Genomic DNA, 22,585 nt, shown 5'->3' with positions numbered 1-22,585 from the left:
GCGCGCGTCGAGCGGCGAGGAGCACGACCGTCCCCTCGCGGAGGCCGTGATGGCGCTCGCGCAGCCGAACCTGCGGCACCTGCGCGGCACCGTCATCGAGGTGCCCATGCCCGCCGCGCCGCGCGAACGCCCCCTGGACTTCTTCAACCGCTGACATGCGCTGCCCCTACTGCTCCGCGCCCGACAGCAAGGTCGTCAACTCCCGCCCCAGCGACGAGGGCGGCGCCATCCGCCGCCGCCGCGAGTGCCTCTCGTGCGGGCGGCGCTTCACCACCTACGAACGGGCGCAGCTCGAACCCCTGATGGTCGTCAAGCGTGACGGGCGCCGCGAGGCCTTCAACCCGGACAAGCTGCTGCGCGGCCTGCTGCTCGCCACGGAGAAGCGTCCCGTCCGCGAGGAGACGCTGCGGGCCTTCGCGTACGGCTTCGAGGACGAGATCGGTCAGGCCGAGATCGGCAGCAGCGAGATCGGCAAGAAGGCCATGAACTTCCTGCGGCCCATCGACGAGGTCGCCTACATCCGCTTCGCGAGCGTCTACCGCGACTTCGACAGCCTGGAGCGCTTCATCGAGGAGATTCGCGGCCTCAAGGACGGCTGAGCCTTCCAACATCACGCGCCCCTCCCGGACGGCCAGACTGACCTTCCGGGAGGTTCGTTTTGACGGGAGCACTGACGGCGGGACTGTGGGGCCTTCTGGGCGGCGGGGCGCTCGTGCTGGGCGCGCTGCTGGGGCTGTACCTGCGTGTGGGGCAGCGGCTGGTGTCGTCCGTGATGGCGGTCGGGGCGGGCGTGCTGGTGTCCGCCGTGGCCTTCGACCTGATGGACGAGTCGTACCGTCGGGGCGGCATCGACGCGGCGTCGCTGGGCCTCGTGGCGGGCGCGCTGGTGTACTTCGCGGTGGACCTGCTGCTCACGCGGGGCGGCGCGAAGCACCGCAAGCGGTCGGGCGGGCAGCAGGAGACGAGCGACTCGGCGGGCATGGCGATCTTCGCGGGTTCGCTGCTCGACGGCATCCCGGAGTCCCTCGCGATCGGCGTGAGCCTCCTCGCGGGCGGCGGCGTGAGCTGGGTGTTCGTCGCGGCGGTGTTCCTCAGCAACGTCCCGGAGGGTCTGTCGGGCGCGGCGGGCATGAAGCGCTCGGGGCGCTCCGCGCGGTACGTGCTGGGCCTGTGGGTGACGGTGGCGCTCGTGTCGGGCGTCTCGGCGATGCTGGGGTACGTGCTGCTGCGCGGCGCGGACCCGAACGTCGTGGCGGGCATCCAGTCGTTCGCGGCGGGCGCGGTCCTCGCGATGCTGGCGAGCACGATGATGCCCGAGGCGTACGAGGAGGGCGGCGCGTTCGTGGGCGTCCTGACGGCGCTGGGCTTCCTCGTGGCGTTCGTGCTGGGCAAGATCGGGTGAGGTGAGCCGAAAGGCGGACGCGGCGCTCCCGCGCGTGCGTCACAATGTGCGCTCATGGACCCCCTCGCGCAGGCTCAGCTCACGCCCGACGTGCTCTCGGAGGTCGCCGCCCGCTTCGGCGCGCGGCCCGAGGGCCTCACGCAGCTCGGCAGCTTCGAGAACGCCGTCTACGCCTTCGAGTCCGCCGAGGGGCCGCGCGTGCTGCGTCTCGTGCACTCCTCGCACCGGACGCGGGCGGGGGTGCGCGCCGAGCTGCACTGGCTCGCCTTCCTGGAGGGCGCGGGTCTGAGCGTGGCCGGGCCGCACCCGTCCCTGGCGGGCGAACTCGTGGAGTCCGTCGTGGCGGCGGACGGCAGCGCGTTCCACGCGTCGTCGTTCACCCGCGCGCCCGGCGAGCGCGCCGCGCCGCACGAGCTCACGGGGGACGTGGTGCGCGCGTGGGGCGCCCTGCTGGGCCGCCTGCGCGTCCTGACCGGGACGTACGTGCCGGAGGACCCGCGGGGCCGTCCCGACTGGACCGAGGACCCGTACCACGTCACGCGTCACGCGTACGCGCACCTCGTGGAGCCCGGTGTGATGGAACGCTACGACGCCCTCGTGGAGCGCCTCGCGTCGGCGCCGCGAGGTTCGGGCTCGTACGGTCTCGTGCACGGGGACGCGCACCCCGGCAACTTCCACCTCTCGCGGCGCGAGGACGGCTCTCCTCTCGTCACGCTCTTCGACTTCGACGACGCCGCGCGCAACTTCCACGCGCAGGACGTCGCGATGGCCGTGTACTACGGCCTGTGGAACGTCCCGGAAGGAGAGGACCGCGCGGCCTTCGCGCGGCGCTTCCTCACGGACCTGCTCGAAGGGTACCGGGAGCACGCGGAACTCCCGGCGGAGGACCTCGCGCTCGTGCCGGACCTGCTCAAGCTGCGCGAGGTGATGCTGTACGTGGTGCTGCACCGCCACCTCGACATGCAGAACCTCGACGAGGGTCAGCGGCTCCTCGTGGAGGGCGTGCGCCGGGGCGCGACGTCGGACGAACCCTACGTGGACCTCGACTTCACCGAGTTCTCGCGCGCCGCGCCTATGCTGGGCGAATGACCGAACCCATCATCACCGACACCCCGACCGACGAGGCGCGTCTGCCCGTGGCGGTCGTCTCCCCGCGCGGCGCCTCCCGCCTGCGTGAGGGGCACCTGTGGGTGTACCGCTCCGACACGGTCGAACTGCCCTTCGAGGCGGGCGTGTACCGGGTGCAGGACACGCGTGGCCGCCGTCTGGGGTGGGCGCTCGTGAATCCCGCGAGCGAGATCAGCGTGCGGCTCCTCACCCGTGAGGACGCGCCCGCGGACGAGGCGTTCCTGCGTGCCCGCCTGCACGCCGCGATCGACTTCCGCGAGTCCCTCGGCATCGACGCGGACGGGTACCGCGTCGTGCACGCCGAGGCGGACGGCCTGCCCGGCCTCGTCGTGGACCGCTACGCGGACGTGCTGGTCGTGCAGAACGGCACGGCGGCCCTCGAACCCCACCTGCCCGCCCTCGTGGAGGTCCTCGTGGAGCGCTTTTCCCCGCGCGGCGTCCTCGCGCGGCACGAGGGGCGTGTCCGCACGCTGGAGGGCCTGCCGACGGGCACGTCCGTCCTGTACGGCGACGTGCCCGACACGGTGGAGGTGCGCGAGCGCGGCACGCACGGGGACGTGCGCTACCTCGTGGAGCCCTGGCGGGGTCAGAAGACGGGCTCCTTCCTCGACCAGCGCGAGAACCGCGCGCTGCTCGGAGCTCACGCACGGGGCGAGGCGCTCGACGTGTTCTCCTACCACGGCTCGTTCGGGCTGCACCTCGCGCCCCGCGCCCGGCACGTGGAGCTCATCGACTCGTCGGAGTCGGCGCTCGCGCGCGCGCGGGAGAACATGCTCCTCAACGGGCACGCGAACGTGACGTACACGGAGGCGAACGCCTTCGACCGCCTGCGCGAGCTGGAGGCGGCGGGCCGCTCGTACGCCACCATCAGCCTCGACCCGCCCGCGCTCGCCAAGACCCGTCGGGACCTGCAGAACGCGTACGGCGCGTACAAGGAGCTCAACCTGCGCTGCCTCAAGCTGCTGGAGCCGGGCGGCGTGATGGCCACGACCAGCTGCTCCTTCCACGTGTCCGAGGGGGACTTCTACGCGATGGTGCAGGACGCCGCCGCCGACGCGCGCGTGCGGGTGCGGGTGCTGGCGCGGCGCGGGGGGGCGTCCGACCACCCGGAGCTGCTCGGCGTGCCCGAGACGCGCTACCTGAAGTTCGCGCTGCTCCAGCGTACCGAGTGAGGCCGGCGGGGGCGCTATCATGACGTCATGACCGACGACGCCACGCCCCTGCCGCCGGACCTCGCCGAGCAGCTCGAGAGCCTCGGGGGGCACCTCGTGTGGCGCGTCGGGAAGCACGAGTCGGGCGACGAGGTCGTCGTGAGGCTCGGGTACGCGTCGGCCACGCCGCGCTTCGCGCACCTGCCGAGGCTGCGCGGCGCGAGCGACGCGGAACTGCGCGAGGCGCTGGAGCAGGGCACCATCCTGATCGAGTGGGTCGACTGATGACGCCGCGCGCTCCCGGCGGGGTCGCCGCTTGATCTTCGAGGCGTCCCAGGACTTCCGGCTGCCCTTCCCCGGTGACGAGGCGTCCGCGCTGGCGTTCCTGCGCGACCCCGGACGCAGCCTGAGCCGCGTGCGCTTCCTGCGCGGCCTGAGCTTCGACGGGACGGTCGTGCGGGCCGAGCTGATCGTGAACGTCCCCATGATGGGCGAGGTGACCCTGCCCTTCGAGAGCGAGGTCGTGCCGACCCCTCGGGGCGCGCGTCTCGTGCCGCGCGAGCTGTCGGGCCGCGCGTGGGCCGCCGTGGACGGCGACGGCGACGCCACGGACGGCGAACTGCGCTACCGCCTCACGCTGCGCGCGCACCTCGACCTGCCCGGCCCGGAGAAGTGGGGCGGCGCGGCCTTCGAGAAGATGTTCCACGCGGCGGCCGCGCGCACCCTCGACCGGGTCGCGCGCGACTTTCCCGAGGGCGTGCGGGCCGCCGCGAGCGAGTGATCAGCCGCCCGTGAGGGCCCGCCACACGAGGAACGCGACGAGCACGAGCGCGGCGATGCCGAGCAGGCGCAGCGCGAGACCCACCACGAAGCGCAGCACGGCGAGGGCGAGCAGAATCCCGACGATCCACGGGAGCCAGGGCAGCAGGGCGTCCATGGCGGTCATTGTCGCGCACCGCCCGCGAAAGGGAACGTCCTTACCAACTCGGCGCGCGCCAGGGTGTTAACTCGTGAGCGTCATTCCAGATTCACGGAGGTCATCGTCATGCGCATCCAGTTCCTCGGGCATTCCGCCTTCCTGATCGAGACGGGCGACCACCGCGTCCTGATCGACCCGTTCATCCAGGGCAACCCCAGGAGCCCCGTCAGCGTCGAGGACCTCCTCGGGCGCGGCGTCTCCACCGTCGTCGTGACGCACGCGCACGGCGACCACTGGGGCAACACCATGGACTTCGCCCGAGCGGGCGCCACGGTCGTCGCGACGGCCGAGATCGGCGGGTACGCCGCGAAGCAGGGCGCCGAGAACGCCGTCGGCGCGAACATCGGCGGGACGGTACGTCTCCCGTGGGGCAGCGTGCGCTTCACGCCCGCCTGGCATTCGAGCTCCTTCCCGGACGGCACGTACGGCGGCATGCCGACGGGCGTCGTGATCGAGGCGGAAGGGAAACGTGTCTATCACGCCGGGGACACCTGCCTGTTCTCCGACATGCGGCTCATCGGGGACCTCGGGCTGGACGTGGCGATCCTGCCGATCGGCGACCACTACACCATGGGCCCGGAGGACGGCGCGCGCTGCCTCGACCTGCTGCGTCCGAAGCACGCCGTGCCGATGCACTTCGGGACCTTCGGCCTCCTCACGGGGGACCCGGAGGTGTTCGCCGCGGGCGCCCGCGAGCGCGGCGTGGAGCCGCACGTGCTCGCGCCCGGGGACATCCTCGGCCTGTAGACGCACGCGGCTGTGCACGTGGGCCTTCATGCGATCTGAAGGCCCACGTGCACGTTGTCAAGTTCATCCAAGGGCACGTGCGGGCACGCTACACTCGAATCAGCCTGAGTGAAAGATGTGCGTAGGCTGAAGGGGCAAGCGTGACGAGTCAGGGAAGTCAGGGTCTACATCTCCTCGGGTTCACTCCCCAGCGCCTGCTGGGCAGCGGCAACACCTCCGTCGTGTACCTCGCGCTCGACGCGAAGGGCAAACGCGTCGCCATCAAGCTTCCCTTCGACCAGACCCTCGCGGACCCCGCGCGCGCCGACCGCTTCGCCAACGAGGTCCGCCTGAGCCTCCAGCTCAAGCACGAGAAGCTCGTCGTCGGCTACGAGGGCGTCCCCTTCGGGGAGGGCGCCTACCTGTCCATGCGCTACTTCCCCGAAGGCACGCTGGCGCGCTGGATGGACCTCGGCAAGCTCGGCCTGCCCGAGAGCCTGCGCATCCTCGCCGACGTCGCCGAGGCGCTGTGCTTCCTGCACGGACGCGGCGTCGTCCACCAGGACGTCAAGCCGCAGAACGTCTACCTCGACGACGGCCGCGCCGCCCTCGGCGACTTCGGCGCCGCGTACTTCGTCACGCAGGGCGGCCCCACCGCCGGAAGTCCCTTCTACATGGCTCCCGAGGTGTACCGCGGCGAGGGCACCACCACCGCCAGCGACATCTACAGCCTCGGCGTGCTCGCGTACGAGATGCTCACCGACACGCGTCCCTTCAACGGCGACTCCTACGACGCCCTGATGGCCGCGCACCTCAGCAGCTACCCGCGTCCCCTCACGAACCTCGTGCCGGACCTGCCGCGCTCCACGGCCATGCTGATCGAGAAGGCCTTCTCGAAGAACGCCGCCGACCGGCCCCACGCGCAGGACCTCAAGCGCGCCTTCGAGAAGGCGCTCGGCGTCGAGAGCGCCGAACCCGAGGCCGCCGTCACCCCGGAGAAGCCCGCCGCTCGCGCCCCTCTCGGGCGGCACACCACGCCCCCGTCGGCGCCCGCCCGCCCGCAGGAGAGCGCCGCGAAACCCGCCCCGACCCCCGCGACGGACGAGCCCGCCAAGGGCGGCTTCTGGAACGCGCTGCGCCGCCGCACCTCCCGCTAGGAGCGCGCCGTTTCCCCCACCGCGCCGAGCAGCGCGCGCAGGCCGCCCTCGAACCCGTCCAGCAGCGGCCACTCGTCCAGGAAAGGTGAGCCCGCCGTCACGTCGTTCGGGACCACCACCACTCGCAGGCCCGCACGGTGCGCGGCGGTCGCGCCGTGGAAGGAATCCTCCACCGCCACCGCCTCCGAAGCGCGCAGGCCGAGCTTTTCGAGCGCCAGCGCGTACAGTTCCGGGTCCGGCTTCACGCGCGTCACCTGATCTCTCGTGGCGAGCACCTCGAAGGTCCCGGCCAGCCCATGCTGCTCCAGCCACGGCTCGATCCACGAGCGGTCGCTCGACGAGGCGATCGCGAGCCGCAGGCCCGCCGCGCGCGCCTCGCCCAGCAGGACGCGCACGCCGGGCCGCAGATCGTCCGCGCGGATGGACGCCATGATCTCCTCGTGCAGGGCCGCGCGCGCCTCCTCCCGCGCGTCCTGGGCGAGCTCCAGGCCCGCCCAGGGATCGAAGGCGCCCCAGGTGCCCACCCCCTGCCGCCACGCGCTCAGGTCCAGCTCGCGCCCGTGCCGGGCGTACAGGTCCTGCCAGCGGCGGAACTCGTGCGACTCGGTGTCGAGGAGGGTGCCGTCGAAATCGAAGATGAGGGCGCGGATCGTCATATGAAGCGAGTCTAGAGCCCCGCCGTCAGGCAGCACGCAATGTGCCCGCCAGGCTTTCTTTACCCTGGGGGGCATGCTGGACTGGATTCAGAACCTGATGTCGAGCCTCGGCTACGCGGGCATCGTCCTCCTGATGTTCGTCGAGAACGTCTTCCCGCCCATCCCGTCCGAGCTGATCATGCCGCTCGCGGGCTTCACCGCGTCACGCGGCGAACTCGACATCGTCCTCGTGGTGCTCGCCGGGACGCTCGGGTCCGTGCTGGGCGCCCTGCCGCTCTACTACCTCGGACGGCTCGTCGGGGAGGAACGGCTCGTCGCGTGGGCCGACCGCTGGGGACGCTGGCTCACCGTGCGCGGCGAGGAGATCCGCCGCGCCGACGACTGGTTCGACCGGCACGGCCACAAGACCGTCCTGTTCGGACGGCTCGTGCCGGGCCTGCGGTCCCTGCTGTCCATCCCGGCGGGCATCAGCGGCATGCCCCTCGCGAAGTTCCTGCTCTACACCGGCATCGGGACGGGCCTGTGGAGCACCCTGCTCGCCGTGCTCGGCTTCACCCTCGGCGAGAACTACGAGGTCGTGGAACGCTACGTCGGCCCGATCGGGTACGCCGTGCTGGGCCTGCTCGCCGTGACCGTGATCGTGTGGGTCGTGCGTCGCCGACGCGCCGGAGGACACGAGGAGGGCGGCAAGCGCGAACGGACCTGAGCGGCCCCTCGCTCGAGCCTGGAGCGTCGGCGTGTCTCCACAACCTTTGGCGGCCGACGTACGCTCGGGGACGGCCCCTCGCTTGAGCCTGGAGCGTCGGCGTGTCTCCACAACCTTTGGCGGCCGACGTACGCTCGGGGACGGCCCCTCGCTTGAGCCTGGAGCGTCGGCGTGTCTCCACAACCTTTGGTACCATCATCCCCATGCGTGTCGCCGTGGCCGATGTCGGAACGAACTCCTGTCACCTGCTCGTCGCGGAGTCGCGCGGCGGCGGGTACCGGGTCCTCGACGCGCTCAAGGAGCGCACCCGGCTCGGGGAGTGCGTCGAGGACGGCCTGATCACCCCGGAGGGCGTCGCGCGGCTGGAGGTCGCGCTGCGGCGCTTCAAGCAGCTGTCCCAGGCGGCGGAGGTGTCCGCCCTGCGGGTGTACGCCACCTCCGCGATGCGCGAGGCCGCCAACGGCGAGGACGTCGCGCGGCACCTGCGCACCTCCACGGGCGTGTACCCGCAGATCGTCAGCGGGGAGCGCGAGGGCGCCCTGACGTACCTCGGCGCGGCCAGCAGCGTCGAGTTCGGCGACGACAACGTCCTGCTCGACCTCGGCGGCGGCAGCCTGGAGATCGCGCGGGGGGACGCGCGCGGAGCGCGGAGCGTCGTGAGCCTCCCGCTGGGGTCCGTCCGCACGCGCCTCGCTTACCTGCGCAAGGACCCGCCGTCCACGTCCTCCGTGCGGGAACTCGCGGCGCTCGTGCGGGGCGCGCTGCTGCCGCACGAGGCGACCTTCGCCCTCTCGGAGGGCACGCGGGTGATCGGGTCGAGCGGCACCTTCGAGTCGGTCGCGTCGATGCTCGCGGCGCGTGACGGGCACGGCGGGCGCGACGTGAACGGGTACACCTTCCGCCTCGCGGAGCTCGTGGACCTGCACGAGGAGATCCGCAAGCTCGGCGTGCCGAAACGCGCGAAGTTCCCAGGGCTGGACCCGCGCCGCGCGGACATCATCGTGGCGGGCCTGACGGTGCTGCGCGCCGCGCTCGAAACGCTCGGCGCGGACGTCGTGACGGTCTCCTCGGGCGCGCTGCGCGAGGGCATGCTCGCGGAGTACCTCTCGCAGGAGGCCGAGTGGGAGGCGGGGCTCAGCGCGCGGCAGCGCAGCGTGCTGGAGGTCGCGGAGCGCTTCCGGCTGGACCTCGCGCACGCGCGGCACGTCACGAGGCTCGCGCGGGACCTGCTGGCCGCGCTGGAGGAAACCGGGGAGACGTTCGGTCCGGACGCGCGCAGCCTCCTCACGTCCGGCGCGATGCTGCACGAGGTCGGCCTGATCGTCGGGCAGAGCAGCCACCACAAGCACGGGCAGTACATCGTGCGGCACGCGGGCCTGCGCGGGTACGAACCCTGGCAGGTGGAGATCGTGTCGCAGCTCGTGCGCTACCACCGCAAGAGCGTCCCGAAGGCCTCACACGCGGACTTCACGGCGCTGCCCGACGCTCACCGTCAGCTCGTGTCGCGGCTCGCGGCGGTGCTGCGCGTCGCGGACGGCCTGGACCGCTCGCACACGCAGGCCGCCCGCCTCGAGGGGCTCGCGCGGCGGGGGCGCGGCTGGGTCCTGCGGGTCGCGGACGTCACGGACCTCGACCTGCACGGCGTGCGGGAGAAGGCGGACCTGTGGACGCAGACCCTCGGGGAGCTCGACGTGGAGGCCGCCGGGGCCTAGCCCTGTTCCTCCCCGGGCGCGTCCGGGTCGAAGGTGAGCACGTGGAAGGGCCGCGCGGGATCCCGGCGGCGCATGAGGGGCAGCGCGACGTTGTACACGGGCACGCCGCTCGCGAGGCGGCCCTCGAAGGTTCCGGCGTGCGCGTGCCCGTGCACCACCGCCGACACCCGGTAGCGCGTGAGGGGCTCCTCCAGACGGCTCGATCCCAGGAAGGGGAAGATCTCGGGCGGTTCGCCCTGCACGGTGGCCGCCACGGGCGCGTAGTGCAGCACGGCGAGGTTGTGGCGGGTCCGGAGCCTCGCGAGGGCCGACTCCAGCTTCAGCGCCTCCGAGATGGCCTCCTGCACGAAGTCCTTGATGGGCCGCTCGCCCCACGCGCCGAGCGACCAGCGTCCGAAGCCGCCGCCGAAGCCCTTCGCGCCCGCGAGGCCGACGCCGTGCACCTCGCAGGCCTCCCCGTCGAGGACGGTGACGCCCGCCTCCATGAGGACGCCGCGCACGACGTCCGGGGTGCCGCTCTCGTGGTCGTGGTTGCCGAGGACCGTCACGACGGGCACGCGCACGCCGGAGAGTTCGCGCACGAACACCTGCGCCTCCTCCGCGAGGCCGTAGTCGGTGAGGTCGCCGCAGACGACGATGGCGTCCGCCTCGCGGGCCATCTGCGTGAGGAGCGGCGCGAGCGCGCCCTGCGAGGTGCGCGTGACGTGCACGTCGCTGACGGTCGCGATACGGACGGGGGTGGATCGGGTCATGCTCACGTCCTTTCGGGGCTTCAGCCGTGGTCGATGGCGGCCGTCCAGTGCGCGACGTCCTCGGGCGTCATGAAGCCCCCCGTGACGCGCGCGTCCTCGTAGTGCCACTCGGTGAGGTCGTGCAGGTACTGCTCGCGTGAGACGAGCGTGCCGCGGCACTCGCGCGCGGCGGGCGGTCTCGCGGTGAGGGCGGCCTCGTGCAGGGCGCGCAGGACGTCCGTGGGCACGTGGTGGGCCTCGTGCGGGTAGAAGAAGCGGAACAGCGTGAGCTGCGCCAGCAGCAGGGGCCCGTGGCCGCGCTCCTCGAAGCGCCGGGCGAGGTAGGTCCAGTCGAGGTCCGCCGCGCGTCCGCGCAGGAGGTGCGCGACGTCGGCGACGTCGCAGCGTTCGCGCTCCATCACGTAGGACTTGTGCCAGATCATGTCCTCGGCGGCCATGAGGCGCACGTCCTCCCCGAGGACCGTGTCGCGCTCCGCGCGCTCGAACCAGCCGTCGTCCACCACCCCGACGCCGTTGCTGCTCGAATGGATCACGTCGATGAAGTACTCGCCCCGGAAGGCCTTGCCGAGCCAGTGCGGGAAGGTGCGCTCCGTCTCGCAGCCCGCGGCGCGCAGGGCGGCGAGGGCGCCCTCGGCCTGCGCGGCGCGGACGAACACGTCGAAGTCCTTCGTGTGGCGTTCGATGCCGGTGTAGCGGGCGAAGGCGTACGCGCCGCCCACGAGGAACTCCACGCCCGCGCCGCGCAGGGCGCGCATGGCGCTCACGTAGAAGTCGCGGGCCTGATCGTCGAGGAGGTCCGCCGGACGCGGACGCTCGGGGGTCTGCTGGGCGTCTTCGGACATCCGTCCAGCGTTTCCGCCCCGACCCCGCGTGAAGGCAAGACTTCGCGCAAGGCGTCTTGAGACAGCGCGGGCCTTCTCGATGACCTCACGTGAGCTTCAGGCACAATGAAGGGCGTGACTGCTTCCAATCCAGGACAGGGCGGCGGACGCAAGATCCTGCTCGACCTGCTGTTCACCCTCGTCATTCCCGTGTGCATCCTCTCCCCGAACCTGCTGGGGTCCGGGTTCAGCTTCGTGGACGTCGTCTTCGGCGGCAACAACGTCCTGACGTACGTCGTGGCGGCGCTCGTGCCGGTCGCGTACACCCTCGTGGACCTGCTGATCAACCGCCGCCTGAGCCCCATCGCGATTCTCGCGGGCTCGTCGGCGCTCGTGGGCGGCGCGCTCGTCTTCTGGTACGTGGACGGCTGGCAGTACGCGCTGAAGGATTCGCTGCGCAGCATCCTGATCGGGCTGTTCGCGGTGGGCTCCGTCTTCGTGGGGTATCCGCTGTTCCGCATCTTCCTCGACGTGACGTCGGTCACGTCGAAGCCCGAGGAGCGCGGCGTGCTCTCGCGGGTCTTCGCGGAGCCGGGCGTGTTCCGAGCGCTGAAGCAGGGCACGCTGGTGTTCGCGCTCGTGGAGTTCGTGTCGGCCGCCGTGAACTTCGTGGTGAACCTGCGGATCGTGACGGCGTCCTTCGACACGAAGGCCTTCAACGCGCAGGTCGCGGAGGCGAACGCGGTGATGCGCCTCCCGGCCATCGCGCTCTCCCTCGTGGGGTTCGGGATCGCGTACATGCTCATCCAGCGGGCCGTGAACGCCCGCTACGGGCACGGCGCGAGCATCCTGGAGCCCGCGCAGCTCGCGGAGAAGCTGCGCGCGGACGCGGGGCCGCGCGAGCCCGCCTGACCTCGACCCGTCCTTTCCGTCCGCCCGGCATGAGAATGCCGGGCGGATTCATGAATTCAGATCGATTTCAGGGCCGGGAGCGTACGCTCCGGCTTGACCGGGTGCGGTGGGCGAAACGCCTGCCGCGCGGACCGGTCCGTCCCGGGAGGCGACGAGCGCCTCTCCCCTCCCCGCGTGCGCAGGCGGCCCGTCCCAGGACGGGGCCGTCAGGAGAACTCATGGCCACGACGAGGAGCATCCGGACTTTGACGGCCTTCACGCTCGGCGTGACGCTCACGCTGGTCCTCGGCGCCTGCGGCTCGCCCGGCGGGACGCCGGAGGCGTCGCGGGACGCGGCGCCCACGCCCGCGCCGCGGGAGACGCCCACGGGCGTCCTCGACCTGCCCGGCGCCGCTCAAGTGAGCGCGCAGGCGTACAACCCGACGGACCTGCGCGAGACGGAGGACCCCGGCGGACTCGTCTACGGCGCGTCCCTCGACGGCGGCAAGATCGTGCGCTTCGCCGTCGGGAAGCTGCCGCAGGACGCGTACTCCACCGCCCGTCCCACCGTGAAGAAGATCGTCGAGAACACCCAGCCCGCCGCGCGGGACAAGCTGCATCCCCTCGTGCGCGAGTGGGTCCTGAAGCGCGCCCCGACGGACCGCGTGCGGGTCCTCGTGAACTTCCGCGACGACCTCACCATCCCGCGCTTCCCGGAGCCCGCCGTGGCCCAGGCGCGGACGTCGGACACGAACCTGCGCGCGCAGGAACGCGCGAACACCCTCGTCCGGCAGATTCAGGCGAGACGCGCCGTGGACTACGACGGCAACCTGCGCCCACGGCTCGCGCAGTATGGCGCGAAGGTCGTGGATCAGTTCTGGCTCATCCGGGGCCTCGTCGTGGACCTGCCGGTCGGCAGCGTCCGCGCGCTCGCTGACGCGCAGGACGTGCTCTCCATCGAGCCGCGCCTCGGCGGGGAGCGCCCTCCCGTCGACGACGTCTCCGACGGGCGGGCGCGCATCGTCAGCGACCCGTACTTCGATCTGGGCCTCAGGGGCGGCTTCATCGGGCTGCTCGACACGGGCGTGCGCGCCACGCATCAACTGCTGAGCGGTCCCTCGAACGTCGCGATCCGGCAGGACATGACGGGCGGCCTCGACCCGAACGACGACTGCTGGAACCACGGGACGTCCTCCGCCGCGATCATCAGCGGGAACGGCAACCAGGGGAACGCCTTCCGGGGCGTGACGGGCGTGTGGCTCGACTCGTTCAAGGTGTACCCGGCGGGCTGCGGCGGTCTCGACTCGGCCGCGGCGGTGCAGGGCTTCCAGCGGGCCGTTCAGGTCCTCGACCGCGTCATCGTCGCGGAGATGCAGTCGGGCGGCGACGACCTGTCGAGCATCTCCACCGCCGCCGACAACGCCTTCGACGCGGGCGCCGTCGTGATCGCCGCGAACGGCAACTTCGGCCCGGGCGCGGGCACGGTGTCGTCACCCGCGAACGCGCACCGCGTGCTCGGCATCGGCGCGCTGGACGTCGTGACGCTCGCGCAGCAGGACTACCAGGGGCGCGGCCCCACCCGAGACAACCGCTACAAGCCGGACCTGCAGGCGCCCACGAACACGGAAACGGCGAGCAGCGCGTCCGACACGGCGCGGCGCGTGTTCGGCGGGACGAGCGGCAGCACGCCCTACGGCGCGGGCGCGGCGGCCCTGATGCGCAACTGGCTGCGCGGCAGCGCGGGCACCATCGATCCGGGTCAGGTGTACGCACACCTCATCCTGTCCGGGCAGCGTCCGTGGCCCTTCGACAACACGGTCGGCGCGGGCCGCATCCGCCTGCCGACGGGCGGCGTGGCCTTCTGGGGCAAGGTGACGCTCGGACCGTCGGGCGTGGTGGACATCCCGATCCCGGTGGGCAGCGCGGGCTGGACGGCCGTGGAGGGCGCGCTGTGGTGGCCGGAGCGCGCGACGGGCGTGCACAACGACGTGGACCTCCAGCTGGTCGATCCCTCGGGCGCGGTGCGCGCGTCGAGTACCTCGGCGGTCAGCGTGTTCGAGCGGGCCCGCGCGGCGGGTCCCGTGGGGACGGGCACGTGGAAGCTGCGCATCCGGGCGTACAGCGTGTCGGGCTCGCAGGACGTGTACTGGGGCGGCCGTCTGAGCCCGTACTGAGGGACAGGAACGGGAGGGCGGGCCGTGGCCCGCCCCCCTTCAGTCACCGGACGGTGCCGCCCGCCCGTACTCACCGCGCATGAACGCCTCCTGCGCGCTGAACTCCCCGCCGAGCTTGCGGTACGAGCCGTCCTCGCGCAGTTCCCACGAGCCGCGCTCGTCGCGCCACTCGGTCTCCAGCAGGCTCAGCAGGCGGCGGCGGTGCGCGTCGGTGCAGGCGGGCGCGATGACCTCCACACGGCGGTTGAGGTTGCGGCTCATGAGGTCCGCGCTGCCGAAGTGCACCCCGCCGTGCGCGAACGCGAAGATCCGCGCGTGCTCCAGGAAGCGGCCCAGCAGGCTGCGCACCTCGATGTGCTCCGACAGGCCGGGCACGCCGGGCCGCAGGCTGCACACGCCCCGCACGATGAGCCGCACCCGCACGCCCGCCTTCGAGGCGCGGTAGAGCGCGCCGATCATGCCGGGATCGGTGAGCTGGTTCATCTTCGCGAAGATCCACGCGTCCTCGCCGCGCGCGGCCGCCTCGATCTCGTGGTCGATGAGCCCGACGAGACGATCGCGGGCCGTGTCGGGCGCGACGAGCAGCGTGTGGTACTCCGCCTCGGCGTACCCGGTGAGGTGGTTGAAGAGCCCCGCGACGTCCTCGCCGACGTCCGCGTCGCTCGTGAGGAGGCTCACGTCGGTGTAGACGCGCGCGGTGCGCGGGTTGTAGTTGCCGGTGCCGACGTGCACGTAGCGGCGCAGCGCGGGCCCCTCGCGCCGCACGACCAGCGTGACCTTCGCGTGCGTCTTGAGGCCCGTGATGCCGTAGACGACGTGCGCGCCCTCACGTTCGAGCGCGCGCGCCCAGGCGATGTTGCGCTGCTCGTCGAATCGGGCCTTGAGCTCGATGAGCGCCACGACCTGCTTGCCGTTCTCGGCGGCGGTGCGCAGCACCTTCAGCAGGCGCTCGTCGTTGCCGGTGCGGTAGAGGGTCTGCTTGATGGCCAGCACGTCCGGGTCGCTCGCGGCGGCCTCCAGGAAACGCAGGACGCCCTCGAAGGACTCGTAGGGGTGGTGCAGCATCACGTCGCCCGCGCGGAGCGTCGCGAAGATGCCGTCCTCGCCCTCGATGTCGGGCACGTGCGGCGTGAACGGCGCGAAGTTCAGGTCGGGACGCGGCGGGTTCCAGCCCAGCAGGTCCGACATGCCCAGCGGTCCCTGCAGCTCGAAGACGTCCTCGTCGTCGAGGTCAAGGCGTTCGGTCAGCATGGCCCGCAGGTCGGGCGGCAGGTCACGCGTGATCTCCATGCGGACGGTCGCGCCGAAGCGGCGGCGGCGCAGGCCCTCCTCGATGGTCTGCAGGAGGTCCTCGGCTTCCTCCTCCTCGAACTCGTAGTCGGTGTTGCGCGTCACGCGGAAGACGTAGCTGCGCACGACCGTGCGGCCCCGGAAGAGGTCGTCGAGGTGCGCGCCGATCACGTCCTCGAGCAGCAGGTACACCCCGTCGAAGTCCACGATGCGCGGCAGCACCCCGACGGGCACCTTCACGCGGGCGAACTCGTGCTCGCCCTCGTCGTCGAGGATCACGGCGAGGTTCAGGCTGAGGTTGCTGATGTACGGGAAGGGATGGCTGGGGTCCACCGCGAGGGGCGTCAGGACCGGCTGGATCTGCGTGAGGTAGTAGCCGCGCAGCTTCTGCCGCGCGCGCACGCCGAGGTCGCGGACGCGGGTGATGCGCAGTCCCCGCTCCTGCAGTTCGCGCAGCACGCCCTGCGCGACGCGCTCGATGCGTCGCAGCATCCGCCCGGCGTGCTCGCGGACCTGCGCGAGCGTCTGTTCGGGCGTGAGGCCGTCCACGCTGCGCGCCACGACGCCCGCCGCGATCTGACGGTGCACGCCCGCCACGCGGACCATGAAGAACTCGTCGAGGTTGTTCCCGGCGATCGCGGCGAAGCGCAGGCGTTCCAGCGGCGGGTTGCGCGGGTCCTGCGCCTCGGCGAGGACGCGTTCGTTGAAGGCCAGCCACGACAGCTCCCGGTTCAGGTAGGCGCTCTCGTGCAGGGCGGCGTCAGAGGTCTGGACTGGCTGGGTGGTCACGTCATCACTCCGTCCGTGCGTTCGTTCCTTCGAGCCTACCCGAGCGGGCGCGCGGAAATGGCGAGGAAAAAGGAACGACGAACGGGCCAGGCGGCCCGTTCGTCCGTGCGCTCACGTTCAGCCCTCGAAGGTCCGCATGACCAGCACGGCGTTCTGGCCGCCGAACGCGAAGGAGTTCGACATCGCGACCTTCACGCGGGCCTCGCGCGCCTCGTGCGGCACGTAGTCGAGGTCGAGCTCCGGATCCGGATCGTCGAGGTTGATGGTGGGCGGGATGACGCCGTCCGCGAGGGCCTGCGCGGTCGCGATGGCCTCGATGGCGCCCGCCGCGCCCAGCAGGTGCCCCGTCATGCTCTTCGTGGAGGACACCATCAGCTCGCGCGCGTGCGCGCCGAAGACGGACTTGATCGCCTGCGTCTCCGCGAGGTCGTTGGCGGGCGTGCTGGTGCCGTGCGCGTTGACGTACCCGACCTCCTCGGGATTCACGCCCGCCGAGCGCAGCGCCATGCGCATCGCGACCTGCGCGCCGCGCCCCTCGGGAGCGGGCATGGTGACGTGGTGCGCGTCGGCACTCACGCCGTACCCCAGGAGTTCCGCGTAGATGCGCGCGCCGCGCGCGCGGGCGTGCTCCAGCTCTTCGAGCACGACGATGCCCGCGCCCTCGCCGAGCACGAAGCCGTCACGGCTCGCGCTGAAGGGACGGCTGGCCCTGTGCGGCTCGTCGTTGCGGGTGCTGACGGCCTTCATGTTCGCGAAACCGCCGATCGCCATGGGCGTCACGGCGGCCTCGCTGCCCCCGGCGAGCATCACGTCGGCCTCGCCGAGCTGGATGTAGCGCATCGCCTCGCCGAGCGCGCCCGATCCGGTCGCGCAGGCCGTGACGACGGTGCTGCTCGGGCCGGTCGCGCCGTAGCGCATGGCGACGTGCCCGGACGCCATGTTCGCGATCATCATCGGGATGAACATGGGGCTGATGCGGCCCGCGCCGCGCTCGAAGAACACCTTCGCCTGCGCCTCGAAGGTCTCCATGCCGCCGATGCCGCTCCCGACGAGCGTGCCGGTGCGTTCGCCGCGCAGTTCCTCCTCGGTCATGCCGGAGTCCCGCACGGCCAGCGCGGCCGCCGCGAGGGCGTACTGCACGTAGCGGTCCACGCGGCGCGCCTCGCGCGCGTCGAGGAACTGCAGGTAGTCGTCCTTGACCTCGCCCGCGATGCGGCACGAGATGGGGCTGGCGTCGAAGCGCGTGATCGGTCCGATCCCGCTGCGTCCGGCACGCTGCGCCTCCGCGAAGGCCTCGGCGCCCATCCCGATGGGCGTGAGCGGGCCGAGGCCGGTGATCACCACTCGTTTCATTGCGCTCCAAAAAGTCGTTCGGGCGAACACCCGAGGGAAACGTGGACGGAAAAAGGAACCGTCAGGTGCCAGTCGTCAGCAACGCACTGACCGCTGACACCTGACGGCAGAGGAAGTTACTGCTTGCTGCCGATGTAGTCGACGGCGGCCTGGACGGTCCGGATGCCCTCGGCGTCCTCGTCGCTGATGGAGATGCCGAACTTGTCCTCGAGACCCATGATGAGCTCCACGGTTTCGAGGCTGTCCGCACCGAGATCCTCGACGAAGCGCGCTTCGGGAGTGACCTTGTCCGCATCCACGCCGAGCTTCTCGACGATGACTTCCTTGACCTGTTCGAACGTTTCCATGTTGAGTACCTCCGTGTCTGAGAGTCTGTGTCAGTCTACATGCCCGCGCGGGAATTGCGAGACCGATTGAACCGGGTCCATTTGAAGTGGGGATCAGTGAGGATAGAGCCCGCCGTCCACGCCGAGCACCTGCCCCGTCACGTAGCCCGCCGCGTCCGACGCGAGGAACGCCACGACCGCCGCGACGTCCTCGGGCCTGCCGAAGCGGCCGAGCGGGATGCCCGCGAGGTAATCCTTGCGGACGTTCTCGGGCAGGGCGGCCGTCATGTCGGACTCGATGAAGCCGGGCGCGACGGCGTTCACGGTGATGCCGCGCGCGCCGTACTCCTTCGCGAGGGCCTTCGTGAGGCCGATCAGGCCCGCCTTGCTCGCGACGTAGTTCGCCTGCCCCGGGTTGCCCATGAGGCCCACGACGCTCGCGATGTTGACGATGCGGCCCGCGCGGGCGCGCATCATCGTCTTGATGGCGGCGCGCGACGCGTGGAAGGCCGCGCCGAGGTTCGTGTCGAGGACGGTCTGCCAGTCCTCGTCCTTCATGCGGATGGCGAGGCCGTCGCGGGTGACGCCCGCGTTGTTCACGAGGACGTGCAGGCCGCCCATGGCCTTCGTGACGTCCTCCACGAGCGTTCCGGCGTTCGCGGGGATGGAGAGGTCCGCGCCGAAGACCTCGGCGCGCCGCCCGAGCGCGCGGATCTCTCCCGCGACCTTCTCGGCTTCCTGCGCGTTGCGGCCGTAGTGGACGGCGACGTCGAAGCCCGCGTGGGCGAGCGCGACGGCCATCGCGCGGCCCAGCCCGCGGCTGGAGCCCGTCACGAGGGCCACGCGTGATGCGGTGTCGGTCATGCGTTCTCCTGGGTGAGGTCGAGGTAGGCGGCGACGTCGGCGGGCGTGTGGACGCTGCGGACGATCGCGCCGGGGTGGATGCGTTCGACGAGGCCGCGCAGGACCGTACCGGGCCCGAACTCCACGAACTCGGTCACGCCGAGCTCCGCGAGCTTCTGGACGCTCTCGACCCAGCGGACGCTGCCGGTGATCTGCTCGGCGAGCAGGTCGGGCACGGCGAGGGCGTCCGTGACGACGTCGGCGGTGACGTTCGCGACGACGGGGAAACCGAGGTCGCGCCACGTGGCCGCGCGCAGGTCGGGTGTGAGGCCGTCCCGGGCGGGCCGCATGAGCGAGCAATGGAAGGGCGCGCTGACCTTGAGCGGGATGACGCGCGCCCCGGCCGACTTGAGGGCGGCACCGGCGCGCGCGACCGCGTCCTTCTCGCCGCTGATGACGGTCTGGGTGGGGGCGTTGAGGTTCGCGACCTCGGCGGCGCCGCCCGCCTCCGCGAGGGCCGCGCGGATGGTGCCGAGGTCGGCGTTCATGACGGCGGCCATGGCGCCCTGCCCGGCGGGCACGGCGTCCTGCATGAGCTGTCCGCGCCTTCTCACGAGGCGCAGGGCGTCCGCGAGGTCGAGGGCGCCGCTCGCGACGAGGGCGCTGTACTCCCCGAGGGAGTGCCCGGCGGCGTAGGCGGGCGTGAGGCCGGTCGCCTCGCGCCACGCGCGGTACGCGGCGGTGGACGCCGCGACGAGCGCGGGTTGTTGGTTGGCGGTGAGGGTGAGTTCCTCCAGGGGCCCCTCGGTCATGAGGCGGCGCAGGCCGGGCAGGGTGGCGTCGGCCTCGGCGAGGACGGCCTCCGCGACCTCGTACGCGCCCGCGATCTCGGCGCCCATGCCGACCGCCTGCGAGCCCTGGCCCGGGAAGAGCGCGGCGATGACGCGCGTGGCGGTCACGCGCTCACCTCGGCGGCGGCGCCGGTGACCATGGCCCCCGCGCCGCCGTACCACTTCAGGCACCCCGCGGCCCAGGAGAGCCCGCCGCCGAACGCGACGAAGAGGAGCTGGTCGCCGTCCTTCACGCGGCCCGCGTCGACGGCCTCCTGCAGCGCGAGCGGGATGCTGGCGGTGCTGGTGTTGCCGTAACGCTCGAGGTTCACGACGACCTTCTCCTCGGGAATGCCGAAGCGTTCGCGGGCGGCGTCGATGATGCGGACGTTCGCCTGGTGCGGGATGAGCCAGTCCACGTCGGCGGGCGCGAGGCCCGCCTTGGTGAGGGCCTGCTGGCCGCTGTCGCCGAGGACGCGCACGGCGAACTTGAAGACCTCGCGGCCGTTCATGCCGACCTTGGGCGCCATGAGGTCCTTCTCGACGCCGGGGATGCGGTCCGCGACGGCGCGCATGTACAGCGAGGGGCCGCCCGCGCTGTCCGCGCCGAGTGCGAAGGACTGGAAGCCGTAGCCCTCGGGCACGGCCTCCACGATGGCGGCGCCCGCGCCGTCCCCGAAGAGGATGCAGCTGCCGCGGTCCTGCCAGTCGACGATCTTGCTCAGGGTCTCGGCGCCGATCACGAGGACCCTCCTCGCGATGCCCGCCGCGATGAAGCCGTGCGCGGTGGCGCAGGCGTACACGAAGCCGCTGCAGGCGCACGACAGGTCGTAGGCGGCGACGCCCGCGAGCCCGACCTCGCCGCCGATGAGCGCCGCGGTGGACGGGAACAGGGCGTCCGGGCTGGACGTGGCGCACACGATGAAGTCCACGCCCGCGAGCGCGTCGGGGTGACGGCGCACGAGGTCCTGCACGGCGCGGACGCCCATGGTGGACGCGAATTCGTTCTCCGCGGCGATGTGGCGTTCGCGGATGCCGGTGCGGCTCACGATCCACTCGTCGGTGGTTTCGAGCATCTTCTCGAGGTCCTGGTTGGTGAGGACGCGCTGTGGGGCGTAGGTTCCGAGCGCGGTGATTCCGACAGCCATGATTGACCCTCCGACGCCGAGGCTACCATTCCTTGACCGCGTGGTCAATGAATCGAGTACAAACAAACGCCCGGCCAGATGAGGCCGGGCGTGGGGAAGGTCAGCGGGTCAGAACTGCTGGCTCGACTTGTTGACCTCGGTGCAGTCCGAGTACACGGGAATGAGGTCGTTGCTCTGGACCTCGGGCGTCGCGGAACCCTGATCGGAGAAGCCCGTGACCGCCGCACGGAAACCAGCAGCATTGGTGGAACCGGAGCGGATGTTCCCCCTCACGGCGCGAATCACCGTTCCGGCAGGATTCACGGTGATTCCGAGCGGACGCACGCTCGTCGGCAGGAACTGACCGTTGCCCGTGTCGGCGTTGAAGCGCACCGTGTACTGCGTACCATTGCTGTCGAGGTTGTTCCCCTCAAAGTTCGTCTTGAAGCCGTTGTCCTTCCCGCTCTCCTGACCGACGAGACGCACCTGCGCGCTTCCCAGGGTTCCCGTGGAGGAGAACACGACCTTGACCACCGTGTCCGTCTTGATGAGCTGACGAGATTCGACGTTCGGATCTGCGTCAAACAGGGTGTCGCAGGCCACGGAGGGTCCGTTGAGCGTGCCCAGCCTGTACTCGGTCGCCACAGTGGGCGTGGATACGCTCGTCCGGAGGTCACCAGACACACCGCACGACGCCAGCAGCGCGCCCATGCCAATCAGAGGAAGAATCTTGTTCATCTCCCTCAGGGTGCACGGCGAAGCTGACGCGAACCTTCCGGCGCGCTCGTGAGGCCTTCACCGGACCCTGCGCAAACCCACAGGAACGCGCCCCGCGGGGTCGCGGGGCGCGTGAGTTCGCCTGTGTTCAGACGCTGAGGACTTGACGGCCCTCGTAGTAGCCGCAGCTGCTGCACACGTGGTGCTGGAGCTTCTTGCTGTGGCACTGGGGGCACTCGACGAGGTTCGGGGCGACGAGCGCGTGGTGGCTGCGGCGCATGTCGCGCTTGCTCTTGCTCGTCTTCTTCTTGGGAACGGGGTGCTTCGCCATGGTGGTTTACCTCTTCGTGGGGATCACTCGCCCGGACCCGGGCAAGGCAACAGAAGCGAGTATAGCACACCCCTCAAGAAGGGGTGAGAGGCAGGACGAGGTGGAGGGCGTCAACGGTTGAGCTGCGTACGGACCGGGACGGCCCGGTCCTCATGCCAGGGGCGGTGACGCGTCTCCATGACCTTCAGAACCTCGGGCCGCCCTTCTTGACCCCCGCGTACTTCTTGCGCTGCGCGCGCTTCACGGGGCGTCCGCCCTTCGCCGCGCCCTTCGTGGGCGTGCGGGGCGGCACCATGAAGTCCACCGACAGGATCCGAGCGAAGGGAATGTAGACCAGCACCACGATCAGCAGGGTGCCCCAGGTGGACGTGAAGAAGCGTGTGCCGAACAGCGCGTGCTCCGCGAGCGCCAGCAGGGACTGGAGCGTCACCGCGACGAGCGCGAACAGCGTGCTCTTGAGGAAGAGCTTGCCGATCTTACCGACCGTGAAGCCCGGCGTGGGGTCCGGGCGGGTCAGCCACTGCCAGATCCGCAGGTTCCTCACGTGTCCCCTCCCGCCGGGCGGGCCGAGACGTCCGCGACGACGCGCGAGACGAAGGCGTCCAGCTCGGACCAGTCGTCGCGTTCCGGCGAGACCTCCAGGACCAGCGCGGGCTTGCGCGCGCCCTGCGCGAGCTTCGCGGCGAAGCGCGCGTACGCGTCGGAGCGGGCGGGCACGGCGAAC

The 22,585-nt window shown here is 71.3% G+C and carries 25 protein-coding genes and 1 pseudogene; 12 read left to right on the top strand and 14 right to left on the bottom strand.

From position 1 onward, the window contains the following. Window positions 1-155 precede the first annotated feature (155 nt). From nrdR to DEIPI_RS0127060, 6 genes are read left to right on the top strand one after another with little or no spacing between them, the layout of a single operon-like run. Window positions 156-599 (top strand): transcriptional regulator NrdR, encoded by a 444-nt coding sequence (nrdR, locus tag DEIPI_RS0127085; protein ID WP_027483860.1) that lies wholly within the window; start codon window positions 156-158, stop codon window positions 597-599. A 59-nt stretch (window positions 600-658) separates the two neighbouring features. Continuing rightward, entirely contained in the window at window positions 659-1,402 is a 744-nt protein-coding gene (locus DEIPI_RS0127080) for a ZIP family metal transporter (RefSeq protein WP_027483859.1), read from the top strand. A gap of 54 nt (window positions 1,403-1,456) precedes the next feature. Then, window positions 1,457-2,491 carry a phosphotransferase enzyme family protein gene (locus DEIPI_RS0127075; RefSeq protein ID WP_027483858.1) on the top strand — a complete coding sequence of 345 codons (1,035 nt, stop codon included), beginning with the start codon at window positions 1,457-1,459 and terminating at the stop codon, window positions 2,489-2,491. Next, window positions 2,488-3,702: a class I SAM-dependent rRNA methyltransferase gene (locus tag DEIPI_RS0127070; RefSeq protein ID WP_045235320.1), complete on the top strand. Its 1,215-nt coding sequence runs from the start codon at window positions 2,488-2,490 to the stop codon at window positions 3,700-3,702. The genes DEIPI_RS0127075 and DEIPI_RS0127070 overlap by 4 nt, the downstream gene beginning before the upstream one ends. A 27-nt stretch (window positions 3,703-3,729) precedes the next feature. Beyond that, the gene (locus DEIPI_RS0127065) at window positions 3,730-3,966 is read left to right on the top strand and encodes a DUF3248 domain-containing protein (RefSeq protein ID WP_027483856.1); all 237 of its coding nucleotides are present in this window, start codon (window positions 3,730-3,732) and stop codon (window positions 3,964-3,966) included. A gap of 31 nt (window positions 3,967-3,997) precedes the next feature. Beyond that, a complete protein-coding gene (locus tag DEIPI_RS0127060) occupies window positions 3,998-4,462 on the top strand; it encodes a DUF3809 domain-containing protein (protein WP_027483855.1) in 465 nt (154 codons plus the stop codon). On the opposite strand, the gene DEIPI_RS38545 is transcribed toward DEIPI_RS0127060, so the two are convergent. Then, a complete protein-coding gene (locus DEIPI_RS38545) occupies window positions 4,463-4,618 on the bottom strand; it encodes a hypothetical protein (RefSeq protein WP_157464151.1) in 156 nt (51 codons plus the stop codon). It lies immediately after the preceding gene. A 108-nt stretch (window positions 4,619-4,726) separates the two neighbouring features. Between DEIPI_RS38545 and DEIPI_RS0127050 the strand changes: the two genes are divergently transcribed. Both DEIPI_RS0127050 and DEIPI_RS0127045 read left to right on the top strand, forming a co-directional pair. Beyond that, window positions 4,727-5,407 (top strand): metal-dependent hydrolase, encoded by a 681-nt coding sequence (locus tag DEIPI_RS0127050; protein WP_027483854.1) that lies wholly within the window; start codon window positions 4,727-4,729, stop codon window positions 5,405-5,407. Between the two features lie 140 nt (window positions 5,408-5,547). After that, the gene (locus DEIPI_RS0127045; protein ID WP_027483853.1) at window positions 5,548-6,543 is read left to right on the top strand and encodes a serine/threonine-protein kinase; all 996 of its coding nucleotides are present in this window, start codon (window positions 5,548-5,550) and stop codon (window positions 6,541-6,543) included. On the opposite strand, the gene DEIPI_RS0127040 is transcribed toward DEIPI_RS0127045, so the two are convergent. Then, window positions 6,540-7,199: an HAD family hydrolase gene (locus DEIPI_RS0127040; RefSeq protein WP_027483852.1), complete on the bottom strand. Its 660-nt coding sequence runs from the start codon at window positions 7,197-7,199 to the stop codon at window positions 6,540-6,542. The two genes, DEIPI_RS0127045 and DEIPI_RS0127040, sit on opposite strands and share 4 nt — an antisense overlap. A gap of 73 nt (window positions 7,200-7,272) precedes the next feature. Here DEIPI_RS0127040 and DEIPI_RS0127035 point away from each other — a divergent pair, with 73 nt between their 5' ends. After that, window positions 7,273-7,905 (top strand): DedA family protein, encoded by a 633-nt coding sequence (locus DEIPI_RS0127035; protein WP_027483851.1) that lies wholly within the window; start codon window positions 7,273-7,275, stop codon window positions 7,903-7,905. A 203-nt stretch (window positions 7,906-8,108) separates the two neighbouring features. Then, window positions 8,109-9,617, top strand: coding sequence for a Ppx/GppA phosphatase family protein (locus tag DEIPI_RS0127030; protein WP_027483850.1), 1,509 nt, complete (start codon window positions 8,109-8,111; stop codon window positions 9,615-9,617). Here DEIPI_RS0127030 and DEIPI_RS35075 read toward each other — a convergent pair. Then, entirely contained in the window at window positions 9,614-10,369 is a 756-nt protein-coding gene (locus DEIPI_RS35075; RefSeq protein ID WP_045235319.1) for a metallophosphoesterase family protein, read from the bottom strand. The two genes, DEIPI_RS0127030 and DEIPI_RS35075, sit on opposite strands and share 4 nt — an antisense overlap. A 20-nt stretch (window positions 10,370-10,389) precedes the next feature. Beyond that, window positions 10,390-11,211 carry a nucleotidyltransferase family protein gene (locus DEIPI_RS35070; protein WP_045235318.1) on the bottom strand — a complete coding sequence of 274 codons (822 nt, stop codon included), beginning with the start codon at window positions 11,209-11,211 and terminating at the stop codon, window positions 10,390-10,392. 105 nt (window positions 11,212-11,316) lie between these two features. On the opposite strand from DEIPI_RS35070, the gene DEIPI_RS0127015 reads away from it, so the two are divergent. Both DEIPI_RS0127015 and DEIPI_RS0127010 read left to right on the top strand, forming a co-directional pair. Beyond that, on the top strand, window positions 11,317-12,102 hold the full coding sequence (locus DEIPI_RS0127015) for a VC0807 family protein (protein ID WP_045235317.1): 786 nt from the start codon (window positions 11,317-11,319) through the stop codon (window positions 12,100-12,102). 218 nt (window positions 12,103-12,320) lie between these two features. Then, window positions 12,321-14,255, top strand: coding sequence for a S8 family peptidase (locus DEIPI_RS0127010; protein WP_045235316.1), 1,935 nt, complete (start codon window positions 12,321-12,323; stop codon window positions 14,253-14,255). Window positions 14,256-14,294: 39 nt separating this feature from the next. On the opposite strand, the gene ppk1 is transcribed toward DEIPI_RS0127010, so the two are convergent. From ppk1 to DEIPI_RS40795, 10 genes and pseudogenes are all read right to left on the bottom strand, one after another. After that, window positions 14,295-16,334 carry a polyphosphate kinase 1 gene (gene ppk1 / locus DEIPI_RS35065; protein WP_045235315.1) on the bottom strand — a complete coding sequence of 680 codons (2,040 nt, stop codon included), beginning with the start codon at window positions 16,332-16,334 and terminating at the stop codon, window positions 14,295-14,297. Window positions 16,335-16,451: 117 nt separating this feature from the next. Then, a complete protein-coding gene (gene fabF, locus DEIPI_RS0127000) occupies window positions 16,452-17,687 on the bottom strand; it encodes a beta-ketoacyl-ACP synthase II (protein ID WP_027483847.1) in 1,236 nt (411 codons plus the stop codon). Window positions 17,688-17,803: 116 nt separating this feature from the next. Further along, entirely contained in the window at window positions 17,804-18,034 is a 231-nt protein-coding gene (acpP, locus tag DEIPI_RS0126995) for an acyl carrier protein (RefSeq protein ID WP_027483846.1), read from the bottom strand. Window positions 18,035-18,127: 93 nt separating this feature from the next. Further along, window positions 18,128-18,877 (bottom strand): 3-oxoacyl-[acyl-carrier-protein] reductase, encoded by a 750-nt coding sequence (gene fabG / locus DEIPI_RS0126990; RefSeq protein ID WP_027483845.1) that lies wholly within the window; start codon window positions 18,875-18,877, stop codon window positions 18,128-18,130. Next, window positions 18,874-19,815 (bottom strand): ACP S-malonyltransferase, encoded by a 942-nt coding sequence (fabD, locus tag DEIPI_RS0126985; RefSeq protein WP_027483844.1) that lies wholly within the window; start codon window positions 19,813-19,815, stop codon window positions 18,874-18,876. Before fabD ends, fabG begins: the two co-directional genes overlap by 4 nt. Continuing rightward, the gene (locus DEIPI_RS0126980) at window positions 19,812-20,834 is read right to left on the bottom strand and encodes a beta-ketoacyl-ACP synthase III (RefSeq protein WP_045235314.1); all 1,023 of its coding nucleotides are present in this window, start codon (window positions 20,832-20,834) and stop codon (window positions 19,812-19,814) included. Before DEIPI_RS0126980 ends, fabD begins: the two co-directional genes overlap by 4 nt. Window positions 20,835-20,942: 108 nt before the next feature. Then, a complete protein-coding gene (locus tag DEIPI_RS0126975; protein ID WP_045235313.1) occupies window positions 20,943-21,551 on the bottom strand; it encodes a hypothetical protein in 609 nt (202 codons plus the stop codon). 127 nt (window positions 21,552-21,678) lie between these two features. Continuing rightward, window positions 21,679-21,861, bottom strand: coding sequence for a 50S ribosomal protein L32 (rpmF, locus tag DEIPI_RS0126970; RefSeq protein WP_027483841.1), 183 nt, complete (start codon window positions 21,859-21,861; stop codon window positions 21,679-21,681). 184 nt (window positions 21,862-22,045) lie between these two features. After that, entirely contained in the window at window positions 22,046-22,405 is a 360-nt protein-coding gene (locus DEIPI_RS0126965) for a hypothetical protein (protein ID WP_027483840.1), read from the bottom strand. Beyond that, window positions 22,402-22,585 (bottom strand): annotated as a pseudogene (locus DEIPI_RS40795) (hypothetical protein); the annotation flags it as partial. The gene DEIPI_RS0126965 and the pseudogene DEIPI_RS40795, both read right to left, overlap by 4 nt.

Source organism: Deinococcus pimensis DSM 21231, assembly GCF_000519345.1.
In the GTDB taxonomy this organism is placed as follows: domain Bacteria; phylum Deinococcota; class Deinococci; order Deinococcales; family Deinococcaceae; genus Deinococcus_A; species Deinococcus_A pimensis.
The sequence above is the reverse complement of the archived record's forward strand: the minus strand, read 5'-3'. Positions and strand labels throughout refer to the sequence as shown.